This window comes from Phycicoccus sp. Soil803 (assembly GCF_001429685.1).
Classification (GTDB): Bacteria; Actinomycetota; Actinomycetes; order Actinomycetales; family Dermatophilaceae; genus Pedococcus.
Map to the genome: position 1 here is coordinate 4,023,522 of NZ_LMST01000001.1, position 13,781 is coordinate 4,037,302.

9 protein-coding genes and 1 pseudogene are annotated in these 13,781 nt (G+C 71.3%); 2 read left to right on the forward strand and 8 right to left on the reverse strand.

Features of this window, described 5'->3' with window-relative positions:
* The 7 genes and pseudogenes from ASG95_RS22480 to kdpF form a co-directional block, all read right to left on the reverse strand.
* Positions 1 to 2,922: pseudogene (locus ASG95_RS22480) on the reverse strand (ATP-binding protein); the annotation flags it as partial.
* Between the two features lie 742 nt (positions 2,923 to 3,664).
* On the reverse strand, positions 3,665 to 4,354 hold the full coding sequence (locus ASG95_RS18710) for a response regulator transcription factor (RefSeq protein WP_057378437.1): 690 nt from the start codon (positions 4,352 to 4,354) through the stop codon (positions 3,665 to 3,667).
* Positions 4,351 to 6,894 (reverse strand): DUF4118 domain-containing protein, encoded by a 2,544-nt coding sequence (locus ASG95_RS18715; protein ID WP_057378438.1) that lies wholly within the window; start codon positions 6,892 to 6,894, stop codon positions 4,351 to 4,353. The genes ASG95_RS18710 and ASG95_RS18715 overlap by 4 nt, the downstream gene beginning before the upstream one ends.
* Positions 6,895 to 6,940: 46 nt before the next feature.
* Positions 6,941 to 7,507 (reverse strand): potassium-transporting ATPase subunit KdpC, encoded by a 567-nt coding sequence (gene kdpC, locus ASG95_RS18720; RefSeq protein WP_057378439.1) that lies wholly within the window; start codon positions 7,505 to 7,507, stop codon positions 6,941 to 6,943.
* Between the two features lie 4 nt (positions 7,508 to 7,511).
* Positions 7,512 to 9,536, reverse strand: coding sequence for a potassium-transporting ATPase subunit KdpB (gene kdpB, locus ASG95_RS18725; RefSeq protein ID WP_057378440.1), 2,025 nt, complete (start codon positions 9,534 to 9,536; stop codon positions 7,512 to 7,514).
* On the reverse strand, positions 9,533 to 11,182 hold the full coding sequence (gene kdpA / locus ASG95_RS18730) for a potassium-transporting ATPase subunit KdpA (protein ID WP_057378441.1): 1,650 nt from the start codon (positions 11,180 to 11,182) through the stop codon (positions 9,533 to 9,535). The genes kdpB and kdpA overlap by 4 nt, the downstream gene beginning before the upstream one ends.
* On the reverse strand, positions 11,182 to 11,280 hold the full coding sequence (kdpF, locus tag ASG95_RS18735) for a K(+)-transporting ATPase subunit F (RefSeq protein ID WP_200961939.1): 99 nt from the start codon (positions 11,278 to 11,280) through the stop codon (positions 11,182 to 11,184). The genes kdpA and kdpF overlap by 1 nt, the downstream gene beginning before the upstream one ends.
* Positions 11,281 to 11,410: 130 nt before the next feature.
* Between kdpF and ASG95_RS18740 the strand changes: the two genes are divergently transcribed.
* Complete coding sequence (locus tag ASG95_RS18740; RefSeq protein ID WP_057378443.1) at positions 11,411 to 12,154, forward strand: DUF4118 domain-containing protein; 744 nt, start codon at positions 11,411 to 11,413, stop codon at positions 12,152 to 12,154.
* A gap of 387 nt (positions 12,155 to 12,541) precedes the next feature.
* The coding region (locus tag ASG95_RS18745; RefSeq protein ID WP_235544028.1) for a LytR C-terminal domain-containing protein at positions 12,542 to 12,889 on the forward strand (348 nt) is incomplete at its 3' end.
* Positions 12,890 to 13,059: 170 nt separating this feature from the next.
* On the opposite strand, the gene ASG95_RS18750 is transcribed toward ASG95_RS18745, so the two are convergent.
* Entirely contained in the window at positions 13,060 to 13,692 is a 633-nt protein-coding gene (locus ASG95_RS18750) for a TetR/AcrR family transcriptional regulator (RefSeq protein WP_056921839.1), read from the reverse strand.
* Between the last annotated feature and the right edge of the window lie 89 nt (positions 13,693 to 13,781).

The window sequence follows — 13,781 nt, forward strand, 5'->3', positions numbered from 1 at the left end:
GGCGACGTGGACCTCGGTGGGCTCCTCGGCGACCTGCTCGGTGACCTCGGCGGCGGGCGCCACGGTCTCCTGCTCGACGGCCGGGGTCTCCTGCTCGACTGCCTCGGCCGACTCGACGACCTCGACTGCCTCGGCCGACTCGACGACCTCGACGACCTCGGCCGACTCGATGACCTCGACGACCTCGGCGACGGGCGCCTCGTCGACCAGGACCTCGACTGCCGGCTCCTCGACGACCGGGCTGGCCTCGACAGCCGCCACGTCGCGGGCCCGACGAGCGCCGAAGAACGACGTGTTGTGGGCTCGCACCCGCGGGCGGGAGCTGGGGGCCTCGGTCTCCTGCAGGCCGGCGGTCGCGGAAGCAGTCGCCCCCGGGATGCGGGTCGGGAGGTGACCGGCCTCGGTGACGGGCGCCTCGAGGACCTGGGTGCTGTCGGCCGGTGCCGCGACCTCGGTCTCGACGGTGTCGACCGCAGCGTCAGCCACGACGGCTTCGGCGACGACCTCCGGGGTGGCTTCGGCGGCGTCGGCCTCGGCCTCGGCAACCCACTCGGCGGGCACGTGGATCTCGGTGCCTGCGTCGGGCGTGGCGTCGGTCGTGTCCGGGGAGTCGGTGCTGCCGCTGGTCGCGATGGCCTCGGTCGGGGCGTCAGCACCGAGCTCGCGAGCCTTGGAGGCCTCGACGATCTTGGCGCGGTGCTCCAGCCAGGCGGACAGGTTCGACGGCATCTGGCGGGGCTCGTTGGCCTCGGCCTCGGCCTCGAGGCGGGCCGCCTCGGCTGCCGCCTTGGCGCGACCCGGGAGCCAGCTGAGCCGGCCACCCTTGGCTGCGGGCAGGCCTGTCCTCGCGGTGCCCTTGTCGGAAGTCGCGTCCTGCTGCTCCGTGGACGGGGCGTCCTCGAACTCGCGGTACTCGGTGATCCCGGTGGCACGCGGCTTGCGCACCGGCAGGCCGGCCGCAGAGCGCTGCGGCTCGGTGGCCTCGGCCTGCGGCGCGTCAGCCTTCTCGTCAACCTTCGCGCCAACCGCGTCGACCTGGGGCTCCACCGGAGCCTCGGTCTTCGGGTCAACCGTGGCGTCCGCCTTCGCGTCGACCGTGGCGGCCTCGACCTCGGCATCCTTGGCTGCCGCGTCCTCGGCCTCGACGGGGGCCGGCGCCTCTGCGGGGCCGGAGCCGTTGACCGGGGCGTCGGAGGACGTGTCGGCCTTGGCCGCGTGGCCGTTGACCGGCGGGGTCTCGGCGTGGCCGTTGGTGGCTGCCTTCTCCTCAGCGGCCTCGGAGCCCTCGATGACGGGCTTCGCCGGCGGCGCCTGGATGGCGTTCGCGGCCGTGGGGCCGTGCGCACCGGGCGTCCGGGTCGGCAGCTTCTTGGCGGCGTCGGCCACGGGGCTGGGCGTCGCGCCACTGGCTCCGCGGACCCGGGTGGGCAGGCCGGCCTTGGTGGTGCCACCGACGGCGGACGTCGGCGGAGTGGGGGCGGGAGCAGCCTCCGCGGGAGCGGCAGCGGCAGCCGGACGGACCGGACGCTCGCCCTTGGCGCTGTCGGCCAGCAGGCCGGCTGGCAGGTGGACCGACACGGTGACGCCCTGCTTGTCGTCGCCGTTGCGACGCAGGCGGACGGCGATGCCGTGCCGCTTGGCGAGGCTTCCCACCACGAACAGACCCATGCGGCGCGCGGTGTCGGCGGTGATGTCGCCGCCGTGCGCGAGCTGGTCGTTGAGGGCCGCGAGGTCCTTGGGCGGCATACCGAGGCCACGGTCGGCGACCTCGATGAGGAGCCCGCCTTCGGGCGTACGGGCACCACGGATGGCCACGCGGGAGGTGGGCGGGGAGTAGGACAGGGCGTTGTCGACGATCTCCGCGACGAGGTGGATGAGGTCGGAGCCGACGGCGCCGAGCACGTGGTCGTTCGAGGTGTCGCCGATGTCGATGCGCTCGTAGTTCTCGACCTCGGACACGGCCGCACGGACGGCGTCGGAGACCGAGACCGAGCCGGACATGCCACGACGGGTCGAGGTGCCGGCGAGCACCAGCAGCGAGTCGCTGTTCCGGCGCATACGGGCGGCGAGGTGGTCGAGGCGGAAGAGGCTCTGGAGGCGCTTCGGGTCTTCCTCGTCGCTCTCCAGGCGCTCGATCAGGCTGAGCTGCTGGTCGATGAGGGAGGTGCTGCGGCGTGACAGGGTCTCGAACATGTGGCCGACCTGGACCCGGAGGCGGGCCTGGTCACCGGCCAGCGTGCGGGCCTGGGTGTGGAGGTCGTCCACGGCGCGGGCGAGCTGGCCCATCTCCTCGGTCGTGTGGACCGGGATCGGGACGAACTCGGGGAGCTCCTCACCATCACGCATCGCGGCAACGGCCTCGGGGAGGCGGTTGTTCGCCACGTCGAGGGCGCCCTGACGCACGGCGCGGATGGGGATGAGGAGGGAGCGCATGAGGGCGACGACCAGGCCGAGGGCGGCGGCGAGCGCGAGGACCACGATCGCGGCGTTGAGGATTGCCTCGGCGCGGTGCTGGGCGGCGCGGTCACGGAGGTTGGCCTCCAGGGCCTGCAGCTGGCCGTCCATCAGCGTGGCGTAACCGGCGTTGCTCGACTCGATCACGATGCCGAGGCCAGCGATCTGGGCCTTGTCCGGGGGCTGCTGCTGGAGCGTGTAGTTGCGGCGGCCGTTCTCGTTGAGGAGCTGGCGGGCCTGGCTGACCTGGTTGGCCGGCGCGGTCGACAGGAGTCGCGTGAGGGCGGCGGTCTCGGCTCCGACCTGACCGATCGCGCGCAGGTTGGCGGACGCGTCGTCGGTGTTGGAGAGGTTGAGCTGCTCACCGGTCATGGCGCGCTGGGCGGCGATGGAGTCCTGGAGGGCGACGACGATCTTGGCCGAGGCCGAGTCGTCGCTCAGGCCCAGGTCGCTCACGGCCGTGGACATGAGGGTCGCGATGTTGCCGGACTTGTCGATGACGATGTCGGAGAAGGGACTCTGGGTCTTCGCAGTGCGGACCGCCTGGCCGAGGGCGAGGGCGCTCTGGCCGCTGGCCTTCACGGACTCGGGGACGCCTTCGGCCTTGAGGGCGATGCGGAGGTCGGCCGCCGCGGACTCGTACTTGGTGATCGCCGCGATGACACCGCCACCGCCGACGCTCTCCGCGGCGGCGAGCCGCTGGACAGCGAGGTTGTAGTCGACGACGGGGCGGATGACCAGAACCGTGTCCGCAGCCTGGGTGAGCTGGCGCGAGGAGTCGAAGTCGTTCTTGACGCGCAGGCCACCGAACACGAAGGCGAGGACCACGGGCAGGACGATCGCGGCTGCAAGCTTTCGACGCAGGGGCCAGTGACCGAACGACCAGCGTTGGGGGACACGGCCAGCCGCCGACTGCAGTCTGGACACGGAGCCACCTTTCCTCACGACACGAAAACTTGAATGAACGGAAACATACGGGTGCCTACACGGAGGCTGGATAGACCTCGGAGGCCACTTGGCACGTTTGGCCTGCGCACAACTGACCGAACGGACTAGACCACCTCGGAGAGCCGAACCAGCATGCCATCGGCGTCGGGGGTATAGGAGAGATCGGGCGCCGGAAAAGTCGACCCCCTCGCACCGTTTGACTTCGGTTGCCTGCGACGAGTTCCAGTGGCAGCAGGGGCAGCCCGTCCGGCAGCCCGCAAGATCAGTCGGCCGACACGACCAACCGATACCCCTGACCCGGCTCCGTCACGACGTACCGCGGGGCGGCGGGGTCCGGTTCGAGCTTGCGCCGGAGCTGGTTGGCGTACACGCGTAGGTAGTTCGACTCGCGGCCGTAGCCGGGGCCCCACACCTCACGGAGCAGCTCGCGCTGCGACACGAGGTGTCCAGGCCGTCGGGCCAGCACCTCCAGGAGGCTCCACTCGGTGGGGGTCAGCCGCACCTCGGCGCCGGCCGCCACGGCACGCCGCTCGGCGAAGTCGAGGGTGAAGTGCGGGGTGCGCACCGCCGCGACCGACGACCCGCCGCCTTCCGCCCGGCGCCGGAGCGCCACCCGTACCCGGGCCAGCAGCTCGTCCATCGCGAAGGGCTTGGTGACGTAGTCGTCTGCGCCCAGGTCGAGGGCCTCCACCTTGTCCACCGAGTCGGTGCGCGCGGACAGCACGATGACCGGAACGTCCGAGACCTGCCTGACCCGTCGCAGCACCTCCACCCCGTCGAGGTCAGGGAGTCCGAGGTCGAGGACCACCAGGTCGGGGGGCGCGTCGTGGAACGACTGCAGGGCGGTCCGCCCGTCGCCCGCCGTCTCGACGGTGTAGTCGCGCGCCCTGAGGTTGATCGCGAGCGTCCGCACCAGGTGGGGTTCGTCGTCGACGACGAGGATGGAGCTCACGGCGCCATCCTCGCAGTGGCGCCGGTCGGGCCACCGTCCTGCGCCGCGACACCGTGGCCGTGGCGCACGAGCTCGATCACCACGGTGAGCCCTCCGCCCGGGGTGTCCTCGGCGACGATCGACCCACCCATCGCCTCCACCAGGCCCCGGGCCACCGCCAGCCCCAGACCCACGCCAGTGCCGCGAGGAGTGTCACCGAACCGTTGGAACGGCGCGAAGATCGTCTCCTTCGCGCCCTCGGGCACGCCCCTCCCCCGGTCGACGACACGCACCTGCACCCGGCTGCCGGTGGCTGCGGCCTGCACGACGACCTCTGCGCCGGAGTGCTTGAGGGCGTTCTCGAGGACGTTGGCCAGCACTCGGTCGAGCAGGCCGGCGTCGGCCTCGGCAGGTGGCAGGGTGGCGTCCATGCTGATCCGCACGCGGTCGGCACCGAGGAGCGGTGCGGAGGCGACCGCGACAGCACCCTCGACGTCGACCGCGCCCAGCCTCGGTACCACCGAGCCGCTCTGCAGCCGTGACATGTCGAGGAGGTTGGCGACCAGCCCGGTCAGCCGATCGGTCGACTCCTCGATGGTCTCGAGCAGGTCCGCCCGGTCGTCCTGGCTGAAGACGACGTCGGGTTGCCGCAGGCTCGATGCTGCTGCCTTGATGCTCGCCAACGGGGTCCGCAGGTCGTGCGAGACGGCTGCGAGCAGGGCGGTCCGGGCGCGGTTGTCCTTGGCGAGCACCTTGGCCTCCCTGGCCAGCTCCACGAGCTCGTCCCGGTGGAGGATCGCCCCGGCCCGCGAGGCGAACGCGGACACCAGGCGCCGGTCTGCCCCCGAGAGGGTCCGACCGGTGAGCACCAGCACCCGCGTGTCGTCCACCGGGGCCCGCACCGAGGCCGTCGCCACGGTCGTCAGGTCGAAGCCGTCGGTCGCCGCCACCACGGTCCACGGCGAGCGCACGTCGTCGCGCGAGAGGACCGCTGCGGCGTCGACCGCGAAGAACTCGACCGCCTGGCGCAGGAGAGCAGGCATCGGGTCGCGTTCACCCAGGAGGGTCTCCGCCGTGGCCGCGAGCGCGTCGGCCTCGCGCCGGGCAGAACCGGCCGCTGCCGCCCTCCGCTCGCTGACGTGCACGACGGACGAGACGGCCGCGGCGACGACGACGAAGACGAGCAGCGCGACGAGGTTCTGGGGGTCGCTGATCGTGAGCGTGTTGACCGGCTCGGTGAAGAACCAGTTGATGGCCAGGCTCCCGAGGACCGCCGAGGCCAGAGCGGGCCACAGCCCACCGACGAGGGCGGTGACGACCGTGACCAGGAGGAAGAGGAGCACCTCCAGGGGCAGGTCGTGCCACCCGGGCGTGGCCCGGAGCAGGCCGGCCAGTGCGCCTGTGCCGAGCACCGCCAGCGCCCAGCCGAGCGCCGAACGTCGCGCGCCGAGCGCCGGGCCGAACCGCAACGGGGCGCGCACCGTCCGGGTCAGCTCGTGCGTGACCAGGTGCACGTCGATGTCGCCCGAGCCCTCCACCACCCGCTGACCGACACCGGTGGACAGCAGCTCCTGCCAGCGTCGGCGACGTGAGGCGCCGATGACCACCTGCCGCGCGGAGACACCCCTGGCGAACTCGAGGAGGGCGGCCGCGATGTCCTCCCCCTTGATGGTGTGGAAGGTGCCCCCGAGCTCGACGGTGAGCTGGCGGAGGTCGGCGAGACCCTCGAGCTTGGCGTCGACCAGGCCGTCGGGAGGGGTGACGTAGACGGCGAGCAGCTCGCCGCCGGCCCTCGAGGCGATCTGGGCGCCACGACGCAGGAGAGTCCGGCCCTCCTGTCCACCGGTGAGCGCGACGACGACGCGCTCCCGGGTCGGCCACAGCTCGGTGATCTCGTGGTCGGCCCGGTAGCGGTCGAGCCCCTCCTCCACGCGGTCCGCCACCCACAGGAGGGACAGCTCGCGCAACGCGGACAGGTTTCCCTCGCGGAAGTAGTTGGCCAGCGCGGCGTCGACCTGCGCGGCGGCATAGACGTTGCCGTGGGCGAGGCGACGGCGCAGGGCCTGCGGAGACATGTCGACGAGCTCGATCTGGTCAGCCGACCGGACCACGTCGTCAGGGACTGTCTCCTGCTGCCGGACGCCAGTGATCGCTTCGACGACGTCGTTCAGTGACTCGAGGTGCTGGACGTTGACCGTGGAGATCACGTCGATGCCCGCGACCAGGAGCTCCTCGACGTCCTCCCAGCGCTTGGCGTGGGGGCTCCCCGGGGCGTTGGTGTGGGCGAGCTCGTCGACGAGCACGACCTCCGGTCGCCGGGCCAGGACCGCTGCGACGTCCAGCTCCTCGAGGGCACTGCCGCGGTGCGACACGGGGCGCAGGGGGATCCGCTCGACCCCCTCCATGAGACCGGCCGTGAACGGGCGGCCGTGGCTCTCGCAGACGCCGATCACCACGTCGGTGCCGCGTTCCCTCCTGCGCCGGGCCTCCGAGAGCATGGCGACGGTCTTGCCGACCCCTGGCGCGGCTCCGAGGTAGACCCGCAGCACTCCCCTGCTCATGAGCCGATTGTCGTCCCTCGAGCACGGCCGGGACCGGTGGGGCGGGTCATCGCTGCGCCGAGTCCGCGAGCGCGAGGTTCAGCTCGAGCACGTTGACCCGTGGCTCGCCGAGGAATCCCAGCGAGCGGCCTTGGGTGTGCGCGTCGACCAGCCGTCGCACGACGGCGTCGCTCAGCCCGTTGGCGGCTGCCACCCGGGGCACCTGCGCGATCGCGTTGGCCGGCGACACGTGGGGGTCGAGGCCGCTGCCCGAGGCGGTCAGGGCGTCCGGTGGCGCAACCCCCTCACCCACTCCGGCCCACGTGGCCTGGCGTTCGCGTACGGCCTCGACCTGGTCCTGCGACGTCGCGGCGAGGTTCGAACCACCACTGACAGCACCGGCATACGCGCTCACGGAGGGGCGCCCGTGGAACCACTGCGGGCCCCTGAAGTCCTGGCCGAGGAGGCTCGAGCCGACCACGGCCCCGTCCCGGCTGACCAGGGAACCATCCGCGCGGTCGGACAGCCCGACTCGCCCGACGCCCCAGACCACGGCCGGGTAGAGCACCCCCAGGAGCACGGTGAGGACGAGCAGCATCCGCAGGGACGCGACGAGCTGGCGTGGTGAGGACATCTGATCAGGCCAATCCGGGGAGGAGGGAGACACCGAGGTCGAGGAGCTTGATGCCGATGAACGGGGCGATGACGCCGCCCAGGCCGTAGACGAGCAGGTTGCGACGCAACAGCTGCGCGGCGCTGGAGGGTCGGTAGCGAACTCCCTTGAGTGCCAATGGGATCAACGCAAGGATGATCAGGGCGTTGAAGATGACCGCCGACAGCATGGCCGACTCCGGCGACGACAGGCGCATGATGTTGAGGGCACCCAGGCCGGGGAACAGCGAGATGAACATCGCCGGGATGATCGCGAAGTACTTGGCGATGTCGTTGGCGATCGAGAAGGTCGTCAGGGCCCCGCGGGTGATCAACAGCTGCTTGCCGATCTCGACGACCTCGATCAGCTTGGTCGGGTCGGAGTCGAGGTCCACCATGTTGCCCGCCTCCTTGGCCGCCGAGGTGCCGGAGTTCATCGCCACGCCGACGTCGGCCTGCGCGAGCGCCGGGGCGTCGTTGGTGCCGTCACCGGTCATCGCGACAAGGCGCCCGCCCTCCTGCTCCTTCCTGATGAGGCGCATCTTGTCCTCCGGGGTCGCCTCCGCGAGGAAGTCGTCGACTCCTGCCTCCTTGGCGATCGAGGCAGCGGTGAGAGGGTTGTCCCCGGTGATCATCACGGTGCGAATTCCCATGGCACGCATGACATCGAACCGTTCACGCATGCCTGGCTTCACCACGTCCTTGAGGTGGACGACACCCAACGCACGAGCCGGGGTCGAGCCGTCCTGACGGGCCACCACGAGCGGCGTGCCGCCCGAGCTGCTGATGTCGTCGACGAGCACCTGCACGCGGTCCGGCACGGCACCCCCGGACTCCTCGACCCAGCGACGCACCGCCGACGTCGCACCCTTGCGGATGTGGGTCCCGTCCGGCAGGTCCACCCCAGACATGCGCGTCGTGGCGCTGAACTCGACGAACTCCGCGCCGTCGCGGACGAGCACCTGGGCGGAGCGGCCGCCGTTGACGGCGTACTCGGCGGTGGCGAGGTCCACGATCGACCTCCCCTCGGGCGTGGAGTCGGCCAGCGACGACAGGTATGCCGCGTCGGGCAGCTCGTGCTTCGTCCCGTCCCCGAGCGAAAGGAGCTCGGTGGCGCGACGGTTGCCGAAGGTGATCGTGCCGGTCTTGTCCAGCAGGAGCGTCGAGACGTCGCCAGCTGCCTCGACGGCGCGCCCCGACATGGCCAGGACGTTGCGCTGCACCAGGCGGTCCATGCCCGCGATACCGATCGCGGAGAGCAGCCCGCCGATGGTCGTCGGGATGAGGCAGACGAGGAGGGCGACGAGGACCACCACCGGCTGCCCGTGGCCGGAGTAGACGGCCAGCGGCTGGATGGCCATCACGGTCACGAGGAAGACGATCGTCAACGTGGTGAGCAGGATCGTCAGGGCGATCTCGTTGGGCGTCTTCTGCCGTTGGGCACCTTCGACGAGGGCGATCATGCGGTCGATGAAGCTCTCGCCCGGCTTGGTCGTGATCCGGACGACGATGCGGTCGGACAGCACCGTCGTGCCACCCGTGACCGCGCTGCGGTCGCCGCCCGACTCACGGATGACGGGTGCGGACTCGCCGGTGATGGCGGACTCGTCCACGGTGGCGACGCCGTCGACGACCTCGCCGTCACCCGGCACCACCTGGCCGGCCTCGACCACCACGGTGTCGCCGATGGTCAGCTCGCTCCCGGGCACCGACTCCTCGGCGCCGTCCGGGCGCAGGCGACGGGCCACGGTCTCGCGCTTGGCCGCTCGGAGACTGGCCGCCTGCGCCTTTCCCCGGCCTTCCGCGACGGCCTCGGCGGCGTTGGCGAAGAGCACCGTCAGCCAGAGCCACCCGGCCACGGACCAGCTGAAGACACCGGGGTCGGCCAGGGCCAGACCGGTGGTCAGGGCCGACCCCACCCAGACCACGAAGATGACCGGCGAGCGGTAGACGTGTCGGGGGTCGAGCTTGGCGAACGCCTGCGGGACGACGGGCAGCAGCGATCGCGTCATGACAGTGCCTCCGCGACGGGACCGAGGGCAAGGGCTGGGAAGAAGGTGAGCCCGGCGACGACCAGGGCGATGCCGGTGACGAGACCGACGAAGAGCGGGGTGTGGGTGGGCATCGTCCCGACCGTGGCAGGTCGGGTGGGCTGCTCGGCGAGATGCCCCGCGAGCCGCAGCACCAGCAGCATCGGGACGAACCGGCCGAGGAGCATGCACGCCGCCAGGGTCAGGTTGTACCAAGGGTTGTCGGCGGTCAGGCCGGCGAAGGCGCTGCCGTTGTTGTTCGCCGCAGAGGCATAGGCGTACAGCACCTCGGTCAGCCCGTGCGGTCCGGTGGCGAGCATCGCGGACCGGGGTCCGTCGCTGGCGAGTGAGCTGCCCGTGGAGACCAGGACCAGGAGGGGCATGACGAGGACGTAGAGGGCCGCGCAGGTCACCTCGCGACGGCCGATCGTCTTCCCGAGGTACTCGGGTGTCCGACCCACCATCAGGCCTGCGACGAAGACGGCGAGCAGGGCGACGACGACGATCCCGTAGAGCCCGGAGCCCACGCCGCCCGGTGACACCTCGCCGAGGACCATGTTGGCCAGCACCGTCCCACCACCGAGCGGGCTGAAGCTCTCGTGCATCGAGTTCACCGCGCCGGTGGAGGTGCCCGTCGTCGAGGCGGCGAAGATGCTCGAGCCCCAGACGCCGAAGCGCTGCTCCTTGCCCTCCATCGAGCCGGTCAGCGCTCCCGAGGCCGACACCTCCGACCAGGTCGTCAGGGCCACTCCGCCGGCCCACAACAGCGCCGCGAAGCCGCCGAGCGCCCAGCCCTGCCGACGGTCGCCGACCATCAGGCCGTAGGTGCGGGTCAGGGCGAACGGGATGACGAGCATCAGGAAGATCTCGAAGACGTTGGTGAGCGGGTTCGGGTTCTCGAAGGGGTGGGCGGAGTTGGCGTTGAAGTAGCCACCGCCATTCGTGCCGAGCTCCTTGATGGCCTCCTGCGAGGCCACCAGGCCGCCCCGGATCACCTGGTCGACCCCCGACAGGGAGTGGATGACGGTGGGACCGTGGAGGTTCTGAACGACGCCACCGACCAGGAGCAGGACCGCCGCGACGACGGAGGCCGGCACGAGGATCCGCACGACCCCGCGGACCAGGTCGACCCAGAAGTTGCCGACGGTCGCGGCCGACCGGCGAGCCAGGGCGCGGACCAGGGCGACGGCCACTGCCAGTCCCACCCCCGCTGACACGAAGTTCTGGACGGTCAGGCCCACGGTCTGGAGGACCGGGCTCGCCCCCACCTCACCGGCATACGACTGCCAGTTGGTGTTGGTCACGAACGAGATCGCCGTGTTGACCGCCGTCGTCAGCCCCATCCCGTCCGAGCCCTGCCGTCCCGGCAGGTGCGTCTGCCCGACGACCAGGCCGAACAGCGCCACGACCCCGACGGCCGAGAAGGCCAGCACGCTGGTGGCATACGCGCGCCAGCCCTGTTCGGAGTCAGGGTCCACGCGCACGAGGCGGTAGACGACCCTCTCGAGTGGCCAGTGCCGAGGGTCGGTGAAGACCTTCGCCATCCACGCCCCGAGCGGGTGGTAGCTCATCGCGAGGAGCAGGACCAGGAGGCCGATCGTCAGCAGACCGCTGACGTTGTCCGACATCAGAACCGCTCCGGGCGGACGAGTGCGTAGACGAGGTATGCCAGCAGCGCGAGGCCGAGGACTGCGGCCACGAGGTTTTCGATCACGTTGTCAGTCAACGACTTCCGTCGAGGCGCAGGCACTCCCTTGACGGGCCCCTGACGACCCTTGACGCGATCTTGACGGCGCGGCGTTCAGATCGCGTCAAGGACCTTGACCGGGGCCCGTGGCCCGAGGCGTGATGCAGGGATGCAGATCGACCAGCTTGCGTCGCGACCTCGCCCCTGGGTCGTCACGGCTGCCGCCGTCGCCCCGCTCGTCCTCTGCGCGGCGATCGGTTCCGCCGATGACAGCGGGCCCGATGCGAGCGCCGCCGTGGGTCTCGTCCTCGTCATCGTCGCTGCCGCGGCGACCGGGATCCGCGCCGCTGGCCTGGTCGCAGCAGTCTCGGGTGCGGTGGGTTTCGACTTCTTCCTCACCCAGCCGTATCGGAGCCTGGCCATCAACAGCGCCGAGGACGTCGAGGTGGCGCTGCTGTTGCTGGTCGTGGGGGTCGCCGTCACCGAGCTGGCCCTCTGGGGTCAGCGGCAGCGGGCCGACGTCGGACGTCAGCGGGGCTATCTCGACGGCGTCATGGCCACGGCGGAGTCCGTGGCGCGGGACCGCGACCTGGCGAGGGTGACGACCTCGGTGGCCGCGCGCATCCGGGAGGTGCTCGACCTCGACCGCTGTGACTTCGTGGCCAGTGCCCGGCTCCCCGGTGGACCCGTCCTCGAGCGCGACGGTTCGGTCACCCATGGGGGGACGTCGCTCGACGTCGAGCGCTCCGGCCTCCCGGTCGACCGCGTGGTCCTCCTGCCCGTGCACGCGGGGCCCGCGCCACGCGGCTACTTCGAGCTCACGAGCGCCTCGCACGTGGCGCGCCCGACCCGGGACCAGCGACGGGTCGCCGTCCTCCTCGCCGACCAGGTGGCCGCGGCGCCGCCGGCCTGACCGCGGAGCGCGTCACAGTTTCCGCCACGCCGTGTCTTACCGGGTGACCGGCTCACCCTCCGGTCGAACCAACGGCACCCGCCGGCGGAGCACCTCCACGTCCACCGCCGGCGGGTGTCACCCCGAGCTCCATCACCAGCACTGATACCCCCGCCAGCAGGACGCGTCACTTTCCGTGACCCACACGCGTCTTGAGGGTGCTGCGAAGAACCCCTGTGCCCGCCCGCAGCGGGGATCCCAGCGCGCGACTGCGAACCCCGAGCGCGCTGGGATCCCACCTCGGGACGCGAGGGACCGACGCAGCAACGACCAGCGGCCGCCCGGGCGACCCACCGTCACCCCCGAGGACGCCCACGCGCCTCGGGCTCAGGCACGAGAGAGACCGTGATGACCGACCACCGCACTCCGGCGCAGCTGTGGCGCAAGCACCGGATGCGCCAGGTGATGCTGTTCGTCACAGTGCCCGGGGTGCTGCTCGGGACCGCCAGCATGACCGCGGCCTACTCGGCCGGGTGGATGACCCCACCGACCCCGAAGCCGGTGTGCCGCCCGCTCGTCGCGCCAGCGCCCGCGCGGGCGTCGTTCACGGTCAACGTCATGAACGCCACCGGCCGCACCGGCGTCGCCGCGCAGGTCGCCGCCGGCCTGGCGAAGCGCAAGTTCTCGGTCGACGGGATCAGCAACGCCCCCGAGTCCTGGTACGTCACCCAGTCAGCGGTCGTGCACCACGGTCCCNGCTGTTCGCCGACTCGCGCAAGGGCACCTCGGTCGACGTCGTCATCGGGCTCGGCTACGAGTCCCTGGGGCCGGTGCCGTCCGAGGTCGAACCGGCCGCAACCGGTGGCGCGGCGGCCGACTCCGTCGTCACGGTGACCCGACCCTGTCCGTGACCCACGGCAGGCAGGTCAGGCCTTCATGAGCGTGCTGATGAGCCAGGCCGACTCGGTGCGCAGACGCTCCGCGGCGCCCGCGTCGCCCGCGAGGTGCCGGATGAGGGAGTTCTCGAAGAGCCCGTCGAAGACCGAGTAGGCGGTGACCGACGGCACGGCCGGCACGGTGTCGCAGAGCTCGGCGTGCCGGGAGACGACCCGCCAGATCATCTCCTCCAGCTGGTGGTCGAGGTCGACGACGGTCGGCTGCAGGGCCGTCTCGAACATCGCCTGCGAGCGCATGTCGTACCAGAGCCGGTGCATCGCGGTGTCCTCGAGCATCGTGCCCACGAGGGCGTCGGCGAAGAGCCCGGCGAGCTCCTCGCCACTGGCCGCCTGCTCGACGATCTCGTCGTAGCGCGTCACGCAGTGCTCCTTGTAGCGGCGCACGCAGTAGGTGATCAGCTCGATCTTGTCGCGGAAGTAGTAGTGCAGGACGCCGTGGGAGAAGGCGGTCTTCTGGGCGATCTCGCGCAGGCTGGTGCGGGCGAACCCGAGCTCACCAAGGGTCTCCAGGGTCGCATCCGCCAGCTCTCCGCGGCGAGCCTCGAACTTGTCGACCCGGACCCGGTCGAAGCGGTCGGTCTGCGGCTCCACGACCTGCGTCACGCCCACCCCCTCCTTCCGTGTCGGAACGTCCCTCATCGCGACTGTGTGAGCTTCCTGAGGAGCTCCGCCTGGCTGCCGAGCATAGCGAC

Coding starts and splice junctions, on each gene's coding strand:
- ASG95_RS18715 (WP_057378438.1), bottom strand. CDS start 6,894: ATGAGCAGGGGAGTGCTGCGGGTCTACCTCGGAGCCGCGCCAGGGGTC.
- kdpC (WP_057378439.1), bottom strand. CDS start 7,507: ATGTCCTCACCACGCCAGCTCGTCGCGTCCCTGCGGATGCTGCTCGTC.
- kdpB (WP_057378440.1), bottom strand. CDS start 9,536: ATGACGCGATCGCTGCTGCCCGTCGTCCCGCAGGCGTTCGCCAAGCTC.
- kdpA (WP_057378441.1), bottom strand. CDS start 11,182: ATGTCGGACAACGTCAGCGGTCTGCTGACGATCGGCCTCCTGGTCCTG.
- ASG95_RS18740 (WP_057378443.1), top strand. CDS start 11,411: ATGCAGATCGACCAGCTTGCGTCGCGACCTCGCCCCTGGGTCGTCACG.